The following is a 17,794-nucleotide window of genomic DNA, read 5'->3' as shown; positions in this document are numbered from 1 at the left end:
CTAAGGGTAGGACGGGGCTTTAGGCGCATTTTTTTGGTAAAAATTAAGCAACTCTCTTCCCACGTATAGGGAACATGAAACCCCAGGCCGTCGCCCGTATTCTGGATGCCAACCTCGATCGAGCTCGTGAAGGACTACGGGTATTGGAAGAATGGTTTCGTTTCGGCCTGGAAGAGGGAGAGCTCTCTGCCGAATGCAAGGCCATGCGCCAAGCCCTAGCCCGCTGGCACAGCGATCCCCTGCGTTTGGCCCGCGATACCCCCGCCGATCCAGGCACCCAGATCTCCCACCCCCAAGAGGAGCAACGGCGGGATCTCCGCCATCTCTTGCAAGCCAATTGCAGCCGTGTGCAAGAAGCCCTGCGGGTGTTAGAAGAATACGGCAAGTTGGCCGAATCCCACCACTGGGTGGCCCCTGGCCTGGCCAAGCTGGCCAAAGACATGCGCTATCGGCTCTACGTCTTGGAAAGTGAACTGCTGGGCGGATCCCTGCGGCAGCGTCTCCTGGCAGCCCATCTTTATTTGGTGACCAGCCCTGTGCCCCACTGGCTAGAGGTGGTGGAAAAATCCCTGCGGGGCGGGGTGACCCTGGTGCAATATCGCCGCAAAAACCTCCCCGACGGCGAGATGCTGCGGGATCTCAAACAGCTGCGGCAGCTGTGCGACCGCTACCAGGCGCTGATGATCGTCAACGACCGGGTGGACTTGGCTCTGGTCAGCCAGGCTGATGGGGTTCACCTGGGCCAGACGGATCTGCCGGTCGCCCAAGCTCGGCACCTCCTGGGATCCCAGCGGCTCATTGGCCTGTCCACCACCAACGCCGAAGAGCTGGCCCAAGCCCTGAACAGCGACGTGGACTACATTGGCGTCGGCCCCGTTTACCCCACCCCCACCAAAGCGGAGAAACCCCCTGCCGGCTTGGAGTACGTGCGCCTGGCTGCCGAGAAAGCCCACCTGCCCTGGTTTGCCATCGGCGGCATCGATCCCCACAACCTGCCCGAGGTGCGTCGAGCTGGGGCCACCCGTGTAGCTGTGGTGCGGGCTTTGATGGAAGCTGCCGATCCCACCCAGACAGCCCGCACCATGCTGGCCGAACTGCAAGGGATCCCTGCCCTATCCTAAAGATCAACCGTGAAGCTCAACCGTGAGCATTTTGCTGCTTATTGGCTGTTCCAATCCAAATGGTTTCTGAACAAGTGAGAGGAAGATGAAGTAAGGATGTTCTAAACTCCAGAGGCGATGACAGAAGCCGCAAGAAAAACAAATCCAGACAGCAGGGATCCTGCCCTGGTCGAGATCCCGGCGGAGCTGCAAGCAGGGCTGGTGACAGAGCTGGATTTGATGATCCGGGCCCGCTACCCCCTGGTTTACTTGGTCTCTCCAGAAGAAGAGCCTGCCGATGCCGTGCTAACCCAAGTAGCCAGACGGACAGACCCACCGCGGCAATTGTTGTTCTGGGACTTGGTGCGGGGCTGGCAAGATACAGGCGAGGATCGGGGCTCCATCATGGCAGCTCTGGGGCGGGTGTGGCGCTCTGCCCCCAACGAGGACACCCTGTTTGTGCTGCGGGATCTGCACTTTGTGTTGCGCAACGCCACCAGCGACAAAAACGCTCCCATCATCCGGGAGCTGAAAAACCTCAGCCGCGAGCTAAAACGCACCCGCAAGATGCTGATCCTGCTCAGCCACACCCTGGAAGTGCCCAGCGACCTGGCAGAGGAGGTCACCGTCGTCGATATTCCCTTGCCCAATAGCGAAGAGATCAGCCGCCTCATCCAGCTCTACGTGGCCCCAGATAAACTCAAGCTCACCCCTCTGGCCCGCGAGCAACTGGTCAAAGCTTGTCAAGGGCTGAGCCGAGAACGTATTCGCCGCGTTTTGGCCCGCGCTTTGGCCGCCAAGCAGGAGGTCAACGAAGCCGATATCGACCTGGTGCTAGAGGAAAAAAAGCAGGCCATCCGCCAAACCGGCATCCTGGAGTTTTTCACCGCCCGCGAGACCCTCAAAAGCGTGGGGGGCCTAGATAATCTCAAGGCCTGGGTGCGGGTGCGCCAGGAAGCCTTTACCGAAGAGGCGCGTCGCTATGGCCTGCCCAACCCCAAGGGCGTGCTGCTGGTCGGGATCCAGGGCACCGGCAAATCCCTCTCCGCCAAGACCATCGCCAATGAGTGGCGGCTGCCCCTGCTGAGGTTGGATGCCGGGCGGCTGTTTGCCGGCATCGTCGGCGAGTCGGAAAGCCGGGTGCGGCAGATGATCCAACTGGCGGAGGCGATGGCCCCCTGCGTGCTTTGGATCGACGAGATCGACAAAGCCTTTGGCAACATCACCAGCAGTGCCGATGGAGATTCTGGTACCAGCCGCCGGGTGTTTGGCAGCCTGATTACCTGGATGCAGGAGAAGACCAGCCCCGTTTTCATTGTGGCCACTGCCAACAACGTGCCTCTGCTGCCGCCAGAGCTGTTGCGCAAGGGCCGCTTTGACGAGATTTTCTTCTTGAACCTGCCCACCCAGGCTGAGCGCAAAGAGATCTTCCGGGTGCATTTGCAGCGGTTGCGCCCCAGCCGCCTGCGGGAGTTCGACCTGGAAGCCTTGGCAGCCACAGCTCAGGACTTCAGCGGGGCCGAGATCGAGCAAGCCATCGTAGATGCCATGTACAACGCCTTTGGGGGCAGTGGCAGCAGCACTCGGCGGGACTTTACCCAAGAAGATATCCTGCAGGCCATCCGCGAAACCGTGCCTTTGGCCTCGATTGCCCGCGACCAAATCGAGAGTCTTAAGTGCTGGGCTGCTCAAGCGGGCGCGAGAACGGCCTCTCAAGATGCCCAGGTGCTGCAGGAAATGAAGCAATGTTTTGCCTCTTCTTGAGATTCAGAATGGGTGAAATCCACCTCCCAGCCCAAATAAGGCGGCTAGTATGCCAATACCCACAGCAACTCCAGCCGCTATCTTCAAGTTTTCTTCTAGGCTTTTAGCATCTGCCTTTTCCTTCATTGCAGTTAGCAAAAATAGCTGATCCTCCCCACTCAGCCCACTTATAAAATGGGGATATAGATTCGATAGGGACAGCTTTAAAATGATCGATCCTACTTCTACAGTGAAGCTCAAGCTGGGAAAGCTTCGAGTTCCTATCTTTCTCTATCTGGGCTATTACTGATTTTGCCTCTTCCTGTAGCTTCTTAGCGCTCTCAACTTGCGACTTGCTATATCCTTTATCAAAAATGGCCATAAAAAGACTAATAACTGAGATTAGAAAGAGCACAAGCCCGATTGAGCTACTTAAGGCACCAATGAACAAGCTCAGGACTAAAAGCGAGAGGGCACCCAGTATAGTGTCACTTTTGGTGGCAAAGGTATGATCAATTTTAGCTTCCTCTTGTTTTATTCCGATAGAGATTTAATTTCTTCTAAAGTTGCATTGGGCTGTAATTCCAGCTCGCGGTAAAGGTCTTTCATGGGAGGATCCCGCGCAGGGGGCCTTGTGCCGGCTACTTTAATGCAGGGATCCTATTCTCAGAGGGGAAGCCTTGCAAAGTGCTACTCAATACCTAGACTCTTTTTTAAGCCTATTTTAGGGATCGGACAGCTCCAGCCAAGCAGCCCTTGGCTCCTCCCTCAGTAGATGCTTTTTCAAGGCCCAACGTCCAGAAAGGCGGGGTTATGAGCAAGCTGCTGCGGCTTGCCGCGCCAAGACCCACTCCACCAGGGTGCGCACCCCATAACCGGTGGCCCCTTTGTTGTTGTAGCCTGCATCCTTCTCTGTCCAAACGGGGCCTGCTATATCCAGGTGGGCCCAAGGGGTTTTCTCCACAAACTGCTTCAGGAACAGGGCAGCGGTGATGGATCCCCCTGAGCGGGGGCCGGTGTTTTTCATGTCGGCCACAATGGAGCTGAGACCCTCGAAGTAGCCTTCCTCCAGCGGCAGGCGCCAGATTTTTTCGCCGGAAAGATTGGCAGCCTGCTGTAGCTCCTGGGCCAGCGTCTCATCCGGGGTGAACAAGCCGGCAATTTCTTCCCCCAGGGCAATCACACAGGCACCGGTCAGGGTAGCCAGATCGAGGATGGCATCAACGCCCAGCTTTTCCGCAAACACCAGGGCATCTGCCAAGGTGAGGCGGCCTTCTGCATCGGTGTTGTTGACCTCAATGGTCTTCTGGTTAGAAGCGGTGAGGATATCCCCTGGGTGGATGGCATGGCCGCTGATCATGTTTTCCGTGGCAGCGACGATGAAGTGCAGCTCCACTTGCGGCTTGAGGGCGGCTAGGGCCCGTGCAGCTCCCAAAACTGCCGCTGCTCCCCCCATGTCGGTTTTCATCATGGCGATGCTGCGGGAGTCGGTTTTGATGTTCAGCCCACCGGAATCAAAGGTCAGCCCCTTGCCCACCAGGGCCAATTTGGTAACAGGATCCCCTTGTGGCGGCTTGTAGGTGAGGTGAATGAACTGGGGCGGCAGGTCAGAGGCTTTGGCCACACCCAAAAAAGCCCCCATCCCCAGAGCCTCGCATTCTTCCTGTCCCAAAATCTCCACCTCTAGACCATATTCCTGGGCCAGTTGGCGGGCGGTATCGGCCAGGGCAAGAGGAGTCACAATGTTGGCGGGGGCAGCCACCAATTCCCGAGCCAAGATGGTTCCTGCCGCCATCTCAATGGCCCGCCGCAGCGCGGCCTCGTAGTCAGAACGGGCCTGGGCCAACCCCGGCACCAAGAGAGTTACTTCCTGCACAGAAAAGCTGTTTTCCTCTTCCCCTTTGGCTGAAGATTTAAACCGATTGTCCCGGTGCGCCACCAGTAGGCAGGCTTCGGCCACCGCCTGAACCCCACGCACCCGATCCAACCCCGTCTCCGGCAAAGACAGCATCACCTGCTTGGCTTTTAAGCTGTGAGCCTGGCGCAGGCCGTTGGCTGTGGCCCGTCGTAGGGCTTCTAGCGTTAGGGCCGCGGGATCCCCTAGCCCCACCAACACCAGTTTGCGGATCTCTCCTGTCAGGCGCAGGGCAACACTGCTATTCGGCTTCCCCTGAAACCCCTGCTCCTGAACGGTTTCCGCCACCAGCCCTGACCACGCCTTTTCATCCCAAGAGGCGATCTCAGGGGGCAGAGGAAAGCGGCCATTCCCGCCGGAAGCGGCAAAGCAATAAACCAGGGCACATTCCCCTTGAGTGAGTGGCGGCTCGCTGAGATGAAGCTGCATGAGAAATCCTTGACCAAGCTGTTGACATGGGATCCCCAGTCTATCCAATTTCGCCGGCTCTTAGGGCGAGGGATCCACCCCTAGTGGGCGGGCCGGAAGATCCCGAAGCAGGAAGTGTAGCCGTGTAAAAAGGTGGATCCCCCAACGGGGCCGATCTCACCATTGCAAAAGAACCCCCCCAAGGGCAGCTCTCCAAGCAATTCCCGAAACCGTTGCGAGTCAAAATCGGGAGTGCCGTACAGGCCCTTGCCTCGCCCCAAACAGGAGAACATCAACGCCCCACAAGGCTCCGGCCTCGGTTGAGAGGGGCTTTGCCTCAAGTTGCGCTCGGCACAATAGCGGCTGAGGGCCCAACGCAGATCTTCTGCCGAAGTCTGGGCATCCCGCAGATGAAATTGCACCGTCTGGCCAGGGCGCACCTGATCCCCGATGGCCAGCGCCCCCACGCGCGGATCAACGCCCAAGATTACGCGAATGAGGAAATCTCCCGGCGTCGGCTCCGACTTGAACTCATCCATCAGCAGGCCGATGAAGAGAGAGTGGCGGGCCAATCGCTGATCCACGGGACTGAGCCGCTCTGCCAAGTCCTGCAAAACCGCTAGAGGAGGGCGACCCTCCAAGCCAAGAATCACATTCCCCTCTGCTTCCGTCACCCGCAAGGGATCCCCAATGGGGCGACACCCCTGGGCCACCACTGCATCCAGCACCACATTGCCGTAGAGCGCTAGCCCCACTGTGCCCTCTCGATACAGCTCCCGCCGAGGTGTGGAGGTACGCGCATCCAGCAAAAATAGGGCGTTGCCCCGAGGGCCGCGGCCCCCACTGGCCAATCCCCCCACTTTGACTGATCCCGGATAGGCGAAATCCAACCCCTGCAGCAACTCTGAGATGCCAGAGGAAAATCCATCGGCCAAGAGCAGAAAATGAGGCTTGCTCTGCGGCGAAACCCCAACACAATCGACCCAGGCAGAAGGAGCCGCATCCAAGTCTGGCAATTGGTTCCCCCGCAGATGAAAAGGATGCAGCACCACCTCCGGCATGACCGCCAAAGACAAGGAGAGAGCCGGGCCATCCTCAATTTCATGCCCGCCACCCACAATGCCACCCCCGGAGCAGCCGATCAAAACGTCCACCTCCAGCAGCTCCGACAGCAATGGCAACACCCGGATGTATTCGCTGGCAAAGGCCGCCGACACAAACAAAACCCCCAGGTTGGGCCGCAGAGGCTGAGAGGGAACATACCCTGTCAGCAGCCCCGGCAAGCTGCCGGATCCCACCGTCTGCACCTGCCGACTCAAGGCACTTTTCAGCTGGGCCGCCTGAAGCTTGGCCTTGGCTTCCTCCACCACCTGCCGCAGAGCCGCTTCTAGGGAAGGGAGCTGGGAGAGCGCGTTCACCCACTGCATCGGCGTGTTCCTACGGTCTGGAGTTTGCTGTTTTTAGGCTAGCAATTTATGGCCAGGCTGGCTGTTCTGTGTAGTCTCGCTTTGGGACAGGATCAGGGCAGATAGGGCCGGGGATCCACAGGCGCGCCCCCGCCGGGGCGGACTTCAAAGTGCAGATGCGGCCCTGTGCTCCAGCCAGTGCTGCCGCGGCTCATGATTGTCTGCCCCTGCTGCACGTACTGGCCTGTGGAAACGTAAATCTGATGGCCGTGGGCATAGCGAGTAACAATTCCGTTGGGATGGCGAATGTCCACTCGATTGCCGTAGCCATCCCCAGCATTCCCCGCGAAGATCACCACTCCCTCCTGAACGGCTACAATGGGGGATCCCACGGGGCCAGGAATATCTACCCCTGCATGAAGGCGACCGCGACGGTAGCCAAAGCCAGAGGTGATTTGCCCGGAGACCGGCCAGATAAACCCACTGCTGCGAAGCTGGGGAGGGGCTGGAGGGGGCGCTGGCGGAGCCTGTCGGGCAGGAGCAGGGGTGGGCTGCGTACCCGGCGCCGGAATCGTAAGGCGTTGGCCAATGCGCAGCCAGTGGGGATTGCGCAAGTTGTTGGCTTGAATAATGGATCGCTGAGTTACCCCATAGCGGGCGGCGATCCGTTCGATGGTGTCACCGGCTCCAACTGTGTGGGTCAGGGATCCACCGGCCAAGAGGGCCTGCCGTTCTTGTTCCATTTGCTGGGCCCGGCGTTGCTGCTCCGCCTGTAATCGAGCTTGGGCTTCGGCTTGGCGTTGGGCTTCCTCCTCTTGCTGGCGGCGCTCTTCCTCTTCGCGAGCTTTCTGGGCAGCGATCATCTCCTTCTGACGCTGGATCAACTCGCCCACATCGCCGGGGATGAGCAGGCGTTGGCCAATGCGCAGATATTCCGGGCGATCCAGAGGAGTCGCTTCGATAATCCGCTGCTGGGGAACTCGGTAGCGGTTGGCAATGTCCTCCAGTGTGTCTCCCTGCTTGACGGTGTAGATCAATCCCGGCTGGCTGGGGATGAGGAGAACTTGCCCCGGCTTCAGCTCAGTACTGGCCTGAATACCATTGGAGACGGTGATGGCAGCCGCGTCGAGCTGATACATCTGGGTCAGTTGCCAGAGGGTTTCCCCCGGCTGAATTTCATGCTCCAGAATGCCTCTGGGCCCTTCTCCTGTCGGGATTCGCCCTTCTGCGAAGGCTTGGCGCAGCTGCTCCTTTTTCCGCTCGTAGTTTTGCTGCAGAGCGCCAGATAGCGTATGCACAGAGGGTGGGATCGGCTCTACCGCCGGAGACAGGGGGCGATTCAACTGTCGCTGCTGTAGGGTAGCGACTCCGGCCAAGCCCAGCATCAGCAAAAGACCAGTGGCCCAAGCCGGATATCCCCGACGCGCAGGAGCAGAATCCCCCGGCTCTGGATGGGCTGTCTCAGGCTCGGTTGGGCACCTGGGGGTGGCCGGCAGCTGCTCTTCCCCAGCTTCTGCGCAGGGATCCGCCTCCAGCTTCAGAAGCCATACCAGGCCCGTTAAGCTGAGAGAGAGGACCAAACCAACCCATCTTGGCTTCGACCGCCCAGAGAGAGGGGCTGGATCCCACTCCAGAAGATAGGCTTCCTCGGCAGATGAATCCGCAGAAGTCCAGGACTGTTCTGAAGGGATCCCTGCCGAGTCCTTTGGGGGTGGGGGGGAAAGGGTGCTCACGGCAGCACCGCGGAAATCCAGCTCCCCGTTTTGGGGATTGGGGAAAGTGGGTTTTAAAGGCATCCTCACACCAACAGGCTGACACTAGAGTGCAAGAGAAGAAGATGTCAAAATGAGGGGCATAAGCCCCTTGGCACCGAGCACCCCAGGGGTGACTCAAGCCGGGGTGGAGCTCGCTAATGAACAGGCTGGCTCGCACTCAGGTTAGAGTACCGTAGTTAACAAATCTAGACAAGTCTTGGCAGATAATTTCAGCCACAATGCTTGCCCCACAATGGTTCCAGCCCTTGGCTCGTTGAGATTTTGTCGAGCCTCATCCGATTCAAGACAAAGTGCGCCATCGTCTTTTTTTGGAAGACAAAGCCTGTTTTGCTGTAGCTGAAACTACAAACTAGGGATACCCATGGATTTGGTTGTCTATAACACATTGACTCGCCGCAAGGAAGTGTTTCAGCCGCTGGCAGCAGGTGGATCTCAATCCGTTTCCGTCGGCAATTCCCAGGGATCTGCAGCTCCAGTTGCGGAGGAGAAGCCCCTGGTGCGGATGTATGTCTGTGGTGTAACGGTTTACGACCTCTGCCACCTCGGCCATGCGCGTACCTACGTGGTTTGGGACATGGTGCGTCGCTACTTGGAGTGGCGCGGCTACCGAGTGAAGTATGTGCAGAATTTTACCGATGTGGACGACAAGATCCTCAAGCGGGCGTTGGAACGTGGCGAATCCATGCAAGCGGTGGCGGAGCGCTTCATCGCCGAATATTTCCAGGACATGGATCGCCTGAACATCAAGCGGGCCGATCTCTACCCGAGGGCAACGCAATCGCTGCAAGCCATGTTCCAGTTGATCCAATCTTTGGAGCTCAAAGGCTTTGCCTACCGGGTACGGGATCCCATTCGACACCAGACCGACCCGTCTTCCCTCCGGCAAACCGGGCACAAGCCGGAGACCCCCGCCTCTGTTCAGTACTCTGTTTACTACTCTGTCCGCAAGTTCCCGGATTACGGCCAGCTATCCGGTCGAAAACTGGAGGAGATGGAGGCGGGAGCCAGTGGCCGGGTAGGAGAAGAGGGAGCTGAGAAACAGGATCCCTTCGACTTTGCCCTTTGGAAAGCGGCCCCCCCTTCTGAGCCGGGGTTTGCCTCCCCTTGGGGTTGGGGGCGACCGGGCTGGCACATCGAATGTTCCGCCATGGTGCGGGAGACCCTGGGAGATCACATCGACATTCACGCCGGCGGGGCAGATTTGATTTTCCCCCACCACGAAAATGAGCTGGCCCAATCGGAGCCGATCACCGGCAAGCCGATGGCCAAATACTGGATGCACAACGGCTTTCTCAACATCAACGGCGAGAAAATGTCCAAATCTTTGGGCAACTTCACCACCCTGCGACAGGCCCTCGCCGTCTATCACCCCATGGCCTTGCGGCTGTTTCTGTTGCAGACCCACTACCGTAGCCCCATAGATCTCACCGAGGCAGCCATGCAGGCGGCTAGCCGTGGCTGGGAAACCCTCCAGAAAGGGATCCACTGTGCCCAGCACTTCTGCAAAGAAGAAAAGGGATCCCCTGATGCTGAGGCCATGCAAGCCTTTCAAGCTGCTATGGACGATGATTTTGGCACCCCTGAAGCGCTGGCTATCGCCTTTGAATTGGCCAAAGAACTCACCCGCGAACACAACCTGTTCACCCATCAAGGCCAAACCCATCTGGAGCCCCAGGCCCTCAAACAAAAAAGCGCTGCCTTGCTGGAGATTTTGGCTACTTTGGGATTCTGTTGGCCCTCATTCTCTGAATTCGAGGGATCCAAAGAAGCAGCTACAAATGGGGAACTTAACTTTAAAAAAATCGAGGAGCTGATCGCGCAGCGCTCGGCAGCCCGCAAGGCCAAAAACTTTGCCGAAGCCGATCGCATTCGGGATCAGTTGAAAGCCTTCGGCATCACCCTCATCGATCAAAAAGATGGCACCACCCGTTGGCTGCGAGAATAGGGGTTGAGGAGCATTCCTCGGGCTCATTCAAAATGGATATGGCTGTAACCTAGGGGCTCAGAGGGGCAAAGTGCTTCTCCCTTCGTTTGGGTTGCTGGAAAAGTTCGGCTAGAGTCAGATCAGTGGCTGTATTAACGTCTCGGCGGATCCCCATGCTCTCTCTGGCTGCAACTGAACCGCATCTGAGTCCCATCGATCTGGATCGCCTGCTTACCCCTGAGATTCAGCGGCCGGCCCGCTACTTGGGCAAAGAGTTTGGCGCCGTCCACCGTCCTTGGGATTCGGCACGGGTGCGTTGGGTGCTGAGCTATCCAGAGTTGTACGAGGTGGGAGCTTCCAACCTAGGCCACCTCATCCTCTACAACATCCTCAACGCTCAGCCGGATCAACTGTGTGACCGCACCTACTTGCCAGGCCCGGATCTGGCGGCCCGCCTGCGGCAGTTGGGGATCCCCCTCTTTGCCGTGGAATCCCGCCGTCCTCTGCGCGCTTTCCATATCATTGGCTTCAGCCTGGCCTACGAGCTGGGGGGCACCAACATTCTGGAGATGCTGGATCTGGCCGGGATCCCGCTCAAGTGGTGGGAGCGGCAGCCCTTTACCCCGGAAGAGTGCCCTCTGATCTTTGCCGGCGGGCCAACCGCCACCTCCAACCCAGAGCCTTTTGCCGACTTTTTCGATTTCTTCGTCTTCGGAGATGGGGAAGAGGTGCTGCCGGAAATTGGCCAAGTGCTGGCCGGATCCCTGTCCAAGCCCCGCCGAGAGGTCTTGCTGGAGCTGGCCCAGGTGCCGGGGGTGTACGTGCCCCAGTTTTACGAGGGGATCCCACCGCGGCCCATCGTGCCTGGGGTGCCGGAGCGCATCCGCCGTCGGGTGGCCCTGCCTCAACCCCAATACTCCGTCGGCCTGGTGCCTTTGGTGGAAACCGTCCACGACCGCCTGGTGATGGAAGTGCGGCGGGGCTGCACACGGGGCTGCCGATTTTGCCAGCCGGGAATGCTTACCCGCCCAGCGCGGGATGTGGATCCGGAAGCAGTGGTGGAGGCTGTGGTGCAGGGCTTGCGCAAGACCGGCTACAGCGAATTTTCCCTCTCCTCCCTTAGCTGCTCCGACTACCTTTCCCTGCCGGCGGTGGGAGCGGAGCTGCACAACCGTCTCCTCAGAGAACACATTGCCCTTTCCCTGCCCAGCCAGCGGGTGGATCGCTTTGATGAGCAAATTGCCGCCATCATGAAGGGATCCCGCCGCTCCGGCCTCACCTTTGCCCCCGAAGCTGGCACCCAAAGGCTGCGGGACATCATCAACAAGGGCCTTACTGATGCCGACTTGATTCGCGGCATTCGCACCGCCGTCCAAGAGGGCTGGGACAAAATCAAGCTCTATTTCATGATTGGCCTGCCCGGCGAGACCGACGCCGATGTCCTGGGGATCGCCCGCACCGTCGAGAGGTTGCAGCGAGAATGCGCTGCGGTAGGCCGCAAGCGGGTGGAGTTTACCCTCACCCTCTCCAACTTCACCCCCAAGCCCCACACCCCCTTCCAGTGGCACCGGGTAGACTATGCCGACGTGCAGCGCAAGCAAACCCTGCTGCAGAAGGAGCTGCGCCGGCTACGGGGAGTCAAGGCCCACTTCACCGATATCCGCTTCAGCATCCTGGAAGACTTTATTGGCAAAGGGGATCGCTCCCTGGGACAGATGATCGAGCGGGCTTGGCGGGCCGGTGCCGGCATGGATGCCTGGTGGGAAAGCATCGACACCGCCTATGCTGCCTGGGTGAGGGCCTACTGCGGCGAAGAGGTGGATCCTGCCGCCGACCCGGTCGCCCTCTGCGCCCATCTCCCCATCCGGGAATTGGGCCTGGAGGATCCCTTGCCCTGGGATCACATCGATACCGGCATCGACAAAAAATGGCTGCAAAAAGACTACCGCCGCGCCCTGGAAGCCCTCACCGTGGAAGACTGCTCCTTCGAGGGCTGCTCCGCCTGCGGCATCTGCGGCCCCGGCTTCGGCCACAACATCGTCATCCCGCCCCCACCCGTCCCACCCCTGCAGAGCCAACCCGCCCCCACCCCGGATCCCCTGGAGCCGGAGCCACCTGCCCAGCGTTTCCGCATCACCTACGGCAAAACCGGGGATCTGCGCTGGCTGGGCCACCTGGATCTCATGCGCCTGTGGGAACGGGCCTGTCGGCGAGCGGGGTTACCTCTGGCCTTCAGCGGCGGCTACCACCCCATGCCCCGCCTGGCCAACGCCAACGCTCTGCCCATCGGCCAGGAAGGCTATGGCGAAATCCTGGATCTGGAGCTGCTGGATCGGCCTGAGGGTCCTCTGACGCCTGAGAAACTGCGCGCCCTTCTGAGCGAACAGCTGCCCCCGGAGATCCCCATCCAAGCCGTCCAAGAAATTAGCCTTCGGGATCCCTCGGCCACCGCAGCCGTTTACGCCGCCGAATATCAGCTCACGGTGAGCTGCGAGTTGCCCAAAGCCGTTCACGGCAGCGGGACTGAGTCCTCTTGGCCTGCCTGGGTCACCCAGATCCTAGACGCGCAGGAAATCTGGATTGAAAAAACCTCCAAGTCTGGCAAGTCCTCTCCCTTCAATGCCCGCGCCCTGCTGTACTACCTAGAGTTTCAGGGCCTGACCCCCGAGGGCAGCGCTTGCCTCCTTTACCGGGGCAGTTGCCGCAACGACGGTGCCTACCTGCGGCCCACCCATCTGGTTCAAATGGCCGAGTCATTGGGGTTGCCCCACTGGACACTACAGACGGCAAAGCGGCTGCGCCTGTTGTGGGAGAACCCCCTAGCCGATCCAGATTGAGCACTTCCTCTGGGAGCAACCCAAGGGCTAAGGGTCTGTCTGGGCTGAGGGATCCCACAAGCGCTATAATGCTGCTATTGCTGGCTCCTGCCGCTGTGGGGCTCGCCAAGCATCAACTTGACCAAGGGCTGGGTGAGCAGCAGGCAAAAGCTGGGCCGGATTCTGGAATGGAGACACTCTTAACTCAGTACCCAGGGCAGGTAACAGGCGTGATGGGGTCGAGTCGATAGGTGCAACAGAAAAGTGTGCCTCTTCGACCTAGCCCAGATCTAACCAGAAAATTTTACCCTGAGAAGGTGCTTCTTTCCGCGCGCAAACCCTGTCTTGTTGTGGACTATCGCTACGCGACGCTTTCGCGAACAGGCTGGGCCGCACAACTGGGGTTCTGCAATGGGCCAGCGTTCGATCTCCCGAGGCGGAGCCGTCTTGCTCCCTGAGCCTATCGATTGAGCCCATCCATGAATCTCCATGCAAACCTCACCGAATCCATTCATCCCATCCGATGAGTTTTCCTTCCAATCAGCAGAAGCCCCCCGCTGTACCCACCAGAGCCAGCATTGGGTAGTTCACATGCACTTAAACTCACCTCACCCATTGGAGAGGAAACAAAGCCAAGCGTCAAAGCAGAGCTGAGGGTAATGGACAGCCCCATGATGACTCGATCCTGGTTAAAGAAACTTGAGCAGATCCCAGCAAAAGGACAACACCTCGCCAGAATGAGGGTTCAACCCGTAACCGCGTGCCCTTGGGGCGGGGAGGGAAGTTAATGCCCAGGCAGATTGTCATTGCCGAGCAACATCGAGTGGCAGCCGTCTTCGCCGAAGATCAAGTGCAGGAGCTGATCGTCGCCAGCGGCGCTCACCAAGTGGGAGACGTTTACGTCGGAATCATCGAGAACGTTCTGCCCAGCATCGATGCCGCTTTCGTCAACATCGGCCCTGCAGAGCGCAATGGGTTTATCCACGTCAGCGACCTGGGCCCGCTGCGCCTCAAGCGAAGTCATGCCTCGATTTCTGAGCTGGTCTTGCCGCAGCAAAAGGTGCTGGTACAGGTGATGAAAGAGCCTACCGGCAACAAAGGGCCAAGGCTTACCGGAGATTTGGCCTTTCCAGGGCGGTATTTGGTGTTGCGACCCTACGGAAAAGGCGTTCATCTGTCCCGCCGCATCGAGGATCGAGAAGAACGCAACCGTTTGAAGTCGCTGGCCATTTTGATTAAACCCCCGCAGATGGGCCTGTTGGTGCGCACCGAAGCGGAAGGTGTGTCCGAAGAAGCGATGATCGACGACCTGGAGCAATTGAAGAAACTCTGGGAAGATATTCAACAGCAGTATCAGGCAGCACGGGGGCCGGGGCTACTCAACCGGGATGACGACTTTATTCAGCGGGTGCTGCGGGATGTTTACTCCGACGATGTGAACCGTATTGTGACCGACTCTGCGGCAGGAGCGAAGCGAGTCCGTAGCTATCTGCAGGGCTGGAACAAGGGCCAAATGCCCCCTGGTGTCGTTGTCGATGCCCACCGCGAGCCCACCCCCATTCTGGAGTATTTTCGGGTCAACGCGGTTATTCGGCAGGCGCTGCGGCCACGGGTGGATCTGCCCTCTGGTGGCTACATCATCATCGAGCCCACCGAGGCCCTGACGGTAATTGATGTTAACTCGGGCTCCTTCACCCAATCGGCCACTTCTCGGGAGACAGTGCTGTGGACAAACTGTGAGGCGGCTACCGAGATTGCCCGCCAATTGAGGCTGCGCAACATTGCCGGTGTGATTGTGGTGGACTTCATCGACATGGATTCCCGCCGCGACCAGTTGCTGGTTTTGGAGCATTTTAACAAGGCCCTCTCCAGCGACAAAGCTCGCCCACAGGTGGTCCAACTGTCGGAATTGGGGCTGGTGGAGCTCACCCGCAAACGGCAGGGGCAAAGCCTTTATGAGATCTTCGGCCATTCTTGCCCTACCTGTGAGGGGCTGGGGATCCTAGCCCGCTTGCCGGGGGCCGAGCCAGGGCATCTGTTAACAATAGAAAGCGGCCTGACGGTAACGCTACCCACCGAGGCGGAAGGAGGGGATGAGGAAGAGGCCGGCCCGATCCTGCCCCGCGATGGCAACCCCCAACGGGCACGCCTGCGAGTGGGGAGCGATGGACTGTCTCGAGGCGATAGCCGTGCGCTGCTGCGGCGGTCGCGCTCTGCCCCCGGACAACGACGCCCCAGCCCGGATCCCTTTACGACTTCAGATGATCTGGAGGAAGAGCCACGGGTTGAAACGGGACGCAAGCGTCCCCGTGAAGACTGGGGGGATCCCCGCACTGGCCAGCGCCTCGTTGCCCGGAGCCTGGATACTCCTGTAGAAGAGGAAGCCCCAGAGCCGATGCAACTGCCAGGGGGCGGAGCAGACCTAAAGCGTCAAGAACCCCGCCGTTCTGGCCCTGGGGAAGAGGCAGAATCCGCCTCACGCAAAGATCACACTTCCCCAGCCCGCACCGTTCGCGCCAGTGGGACGGAGTCCTCAGAAGGCCGTCCGGCTCCGGTACGGCAAACCGTCACCGTGGAGATGACCCCGTTACAACAACGGGTCTACTCGGAGCTGGGGCTGTCGCCGCTGTTGCTGCTTGACCAGCCGCCGCCTTGGGGCCGAGACACGGCGGTTAGGGTGGTTCTGCCGGGAACTGTCGAGGTGGAAAGTAGCCCAGAGGTGGAGACTGAGGCAACTTCTCAGGCGGAGGAATTGGCGCCCGAACCGGATGCCTTGCAGGAGAAGGAGCCGCTGGATACCGTTTCTCCACCCGAACCCTCGGAACCCGAAATCTCCTCTGCTGAATCGTTCCCGTCAGCCGTGCAGAGCAGCTTGGCCGAGCCAGCGGCGGAACTGGGGATCAGCCCTGCCCAGCAATCTCCGGCAGCCTCCAGGCGACGGCGCTCCCGCAGCAGTTAGGCGCTGCTCCCAAGCTCAGGGGCAGGCATGGGAGTATGGTGGAGCGGGCAAGGCCGAGTTTGATCTGGGAGGGATCCCTTTGGCAGCAGGGGATCCTGCGGGTGGCGGGGGTGGATGAGGTGGGGCGGGGAGCCCTGGCCGGGCCGGTAGTGGCAGCGGCGGTAATTTTGCCGGCCCAGATGGATCCCAAAGAACTGGAGGGAGTGAGGGATTCCAAACAACTGCGTCCGCAGCAACGCGCTCAATGGGCGGAACGGATTCGGCAGGTGGCTTTGGCTGTGGGCGTTGGCAGTGCCTCTGCTGCTGAGATCGACCGGCTCAACATTCGCCAGGCCACGGTGCTGGCCATGCAGCGGGCTTTGGCCAAGTTGGATCCCATCGACCACATTTTGCTGGATGGATTGCCGCTGGCCGAGCTGGGATCCCGGCAAACGGCCCTGGTCAAGGGGGATCACATCAGCCTCTCCATTGCCGCTGCTTCAGTTGTGGCTAAAGTCTGGCGAGATGCCTTGATGCAGAGCTGGGATCGGCAGTACCCCGGCTACGGCTGGCGCACCAACGCTGGCTATGGCACGCGGGAGCACCGACTGGCGTTGCAGAACTTGGGGCCCACCCCGCAGCACCGCCGCAGCTTTGCCCCCTTGGCAGAACTGAAAGTCAGCAGATATGATGGTTAATGCAGTTGCATTGCCCACGTAGCTCAGTGGACTAGAGCACTGGGTTCCGGTCCCAGGTGTCGGAGGTTCGAATCCTTTCGTGGGCGTCTTCAGGCATATAAGTTCAGCCATATAAGTGGGCAACATACTCTCCGTACCCGTTGTAGGGCAAGGTGGGAACGATTTGCCACTGGGAACGGGATCCGAAACCGATCAAGACTTCCTGCTCCTGTGACCAGCGGGGGTGGGGCACCCTAGGATCCACATTGGCCTCAAATCCATATTCCCCAGGGGCGAGGGTATTCCAAAACGTGGAGGGTTGACGGGCCAAAAACTCGATTTTGACGATGGATTTTCCCCCTTTAAAGCCATACTTCCAGGGAACCACCATGCGAATTGGTGCTCCGTGCTGTTTGGGCAACGGCTTGCCATAGATGCCGAGGGCAAAAAAGGCCAACTCGTTAGCCATTTCCTCGATCCGCAACCCTTCCGTGTAGGGCCAAGGCAAGTTGGGGGGCCAGATTGGGCCAGGCATAATTTCCGGATCGTAAAAGGAAGTGAAGCGGACAAATCGAGCCGTCGGCAAAGGATCCACCCGTTCCAGCAACAGCCGCATCGGAAAGCCCAACCACGGCACCACCATCGCCCAGGCTTCCACACAGCGAAAGCGGTAGATGCGCTCTTCGAGGGGGAAGTTAAACAGATCTTCCAGGCCCAACCGCTGAGGATGCCGCACCAGCCCGGTAATCTCGACAGTCCAGGGATCCGCGGGCAAAGCCTGTGCAGCCCGCCAGACGCGCTTTCCGGAGCCAAACTCGTAAAAGTTGTTGTAACGAGCAGCTACAATCTCCTCGGTGACGGGCCTGCCCACATCCGAAAAGTGGGGGTTGAGTGGGATCCCCCTCAGCTCTCGTTCTACCGAGGGAGCAACTCCCCTGCTGCCAAACCCAAAAATAGAAAAACTGGCTCCCACCCCAACGGATCCCAGTTGCGCTAGAAATTGCCGCCGGCTGAAAAACATCTCTTCTGGAGTGACCTGTGCCTCTCGTTGCCAGGGGTGAGGAACTCGGATCCCGAACATCAATCAGCCAT

10 protein-coding genes and 1 tRNA gene are annotated in these 17,794 nt (G+C 59.4%); 7 read left to right on the top strand and 4 right to left on the bottom strand.

What is annotated here, in order from left to right:
• Positions 1–74: 74 nt before the first annotated feature.
• On the top strand, positions 75–1,121 hold the full coding sequence (locus ACVW0B_RS00270; protein ID WP_414350712.1) for a thiamine phosphate synthase: 1,047 nt from the start codon (positions 75–77) through the stop codon (positions 1,119–1,121).
• A 219-nt stretch (positions 1,122–1,340) separates the two neighbouring features.
• Positions 1,341–2,864: an AAA family ATPase gene (locus ACVW0B_RS00265; protein WP_414421703.1), complete on the top strand. Its 1,524-nt coding sequence runs from the start codon at positions 1,341–1,343 to the stop codon at positions 2,862–2,864.
• Between the two features lie 790 nt (positions 2,865–3,654).
• On the opposite strand, the gene ACVW0B_RS00260 is transcribed toward ACVW0B_RS00265, so the two are convergent.
• The 3 genes from ACVW0B_RS00260 to ACVW0B_RS00250 all read right to left on the bottom strand — a co-directional run bounded on the left by ACVW0B_RS00260 (position 3,655) and on the right by ACVW0B_RS00250 (position 8,368).
• On the bottom strand, positions 3,655–5,187 hold the full coding sequence (locus ACVW0B_RS00260) for a leucyl aminopeptidase (protein WP_414330782.1): 1,533 nt from the start codon (positions 5,185–5,187) through the stop codon (positions 3,655–3,657).
• An 80-nt stretch (positions 5,188–5,267) separates the two neighbouring features.
• Positions 5,268–6,593, bottom strand: a complete 1,326-nt coding sequence (locus tag ACVW0B_RS00255; protein WP_457490669.1) for an FIST signal transduction protein — start codon at positions 6,591–6,593, stop codon at positions 5,268–5,270.
• 92 nt (positions 6,594–6,685) lie between these two features.
• A complete protein-coding gene (locus ACVW0B_RS00250) occupies positions 6,686–8,368 on the bottom strand; it encodes a LysM peptidoglycan-binding domain-containing protein (RefSeq protein ID WP_457490668.1) in 1,683 nt (560 codons plus the stop codon).
• Positions 8,369–8,708: 340 nt separating this feature from the next.
• Here ACVW0B_RS00250 and cysS point away from each other — a divergent pair, with 340 nt between their 5' ends.
• From cysS to ACVW0B_RS00225, 5 genes are all read left to right on the top strand, one after another.
• Positions 8,709–10,292, top strand: coding sequence for a cysteine--tRNA ligase (cysS, locus tag ACVW0B_RS00245; protein WP_457490667.1), 1,584 nt, complete (start codon positions 8,709–8,711; stop codon positions 10,290–10,292).
• A 152-nt stretch (positions 10,293–10,444) separates the two neighbouring features.
• A complete protein-coding gene (locus tag ACVW0B_RS00240) occupies positions 10,445–13,108 on the top strand; it encodes a TIGR03960 family B12-binding radical SAM protein (protein ID WP_457490666.1) in 2,664 nt (887 codons plus the stop codon).
• Positions 13,109–13,874: 766 nt separating this feature from the next.
• Positions 13,875–16,046: an Rne/Rng family ribonuclease gene (locus ACVW0B_RS00235; protein WP_457490665.1), complete on the top strand. Its 2,172-nt coding sequence runs from the start codon at positions 13,875–13,877 to the stop codon at positions 16,044–16,046.
• A 35-nt stretch (positions 16,047–16,081) separates the two neighbouring features.
• Positions 16,082–16,723: a ribonuclease HII gene (locus tag ACVW0B_RS00230; protein WP_457490664.1), complete on the top strand. Its 642-nt coding sequence runs from the start codon at positions 16,082–16,084 to the stop codon at positions 16,721–16,723.
• 12 nt (positions 16,724–16,735) lie between these two features.
• A tRNA-Arg gene (locus ACVW0B_RS00225) sits at positions 16,736–16,809 on the top strand.
• A 17-nt stretch (positions 16,810–16,826) separates the two neighbouring features.
• Here ACVW0B_RS00225 and msrP read toward each other — a convergent pair.
• Complete coding sequence (gene msrP, locus ACVW0B_RS00220) at positions 16,827–17,783, bottom strand: protein-methionine-sulfoxide reductase catalytic subunit MsrP (RefSeq protein ID WP_457490663.1); 957 nt, start codon at positions 17,781–17,783, stop codon at positions 16,827–16,829.
• Positions 17,784–17,794: the final 11 nt, after the last annotated feature.

The organism is Thermostichus sp. MS-CIW-23, assembly GCF_054059455.1.
The sequence above is the reverse complement of the archived record's forward strand: the minus strand, read 5'-3'. Positions and strand labels throughout refer to the sequence as shown.

Coding starts and splice junctions, on each gene's coding strand:
- ACVW0B_RS00270 (WP_414350712.1), top strand. CDS start 75: ATGAAACCCCAGGCCGTCGCCCGTATTCTGGATGCCAACCTCGATCGA.
- ACVW0B_RS00265 (WP_414421703.1), top strand. CDS start 1,341: ATGATCCGGGCCCGCTACCCCCTGGTTTACTTGGTCTCTCCAGAAGAA.
- ACVW0B_RS00260 (WP_414330782.1), bottom strand. CDS start 5,187: ATGCAGCTTCATCTCAGCGAGCCGCCACTCACTCAAGGGGAATGTGCC.
- ACVW0B_RS00255 (WP_457490669.1), bottom strand. CDS start 6,593: ATGCAGTGGGTGAACGCGCTCTCCCAGCTCCCTTCCCTAGAAGCGGCT.
- ACVW0B_RS00250 (WP_457490668.1), bottom strand. CDS start 8,368: ATGCCTTTAAAACCCACTTTCCCCAATCCCCAAAACGGGGAGCTGGAT.
- cysS (WP_457490667.1), top strand. CDS start 8,709: ATGGATTTGGTTGTCTATAACACATTGACTCGCCGCAAGGAAGTGTTT.
- ACVW0B_RS00240 (WP_457490666.1), top strand. CDS start 10,445: ATGCTCTCTCTGGCTGCAACTGAACCGCATCTGAGTCCCATCGATCTG.
- ACVW0B_RS00235 (WP_457490665.1), top strand. CDS start 13,875: ATGCCCAGGCAGATTGTCATTGCCGAGCAACATCGAGTGGCAGCCGTC.
- ACVW0B_RS00230 (WP_457490664.1), top strand. CDS start 16,082: ATGGTGGAGCGGGCAAGGCCGAGTTTGATCTGGGAGGGATCCCTTTGG.
- msrP (WP_457490663.1), bottom strand. CDS start 17,783: ATGTTCGGGATCCGAGTTCCTCACCCCTGGCAACGAGAGGCACAGGTC.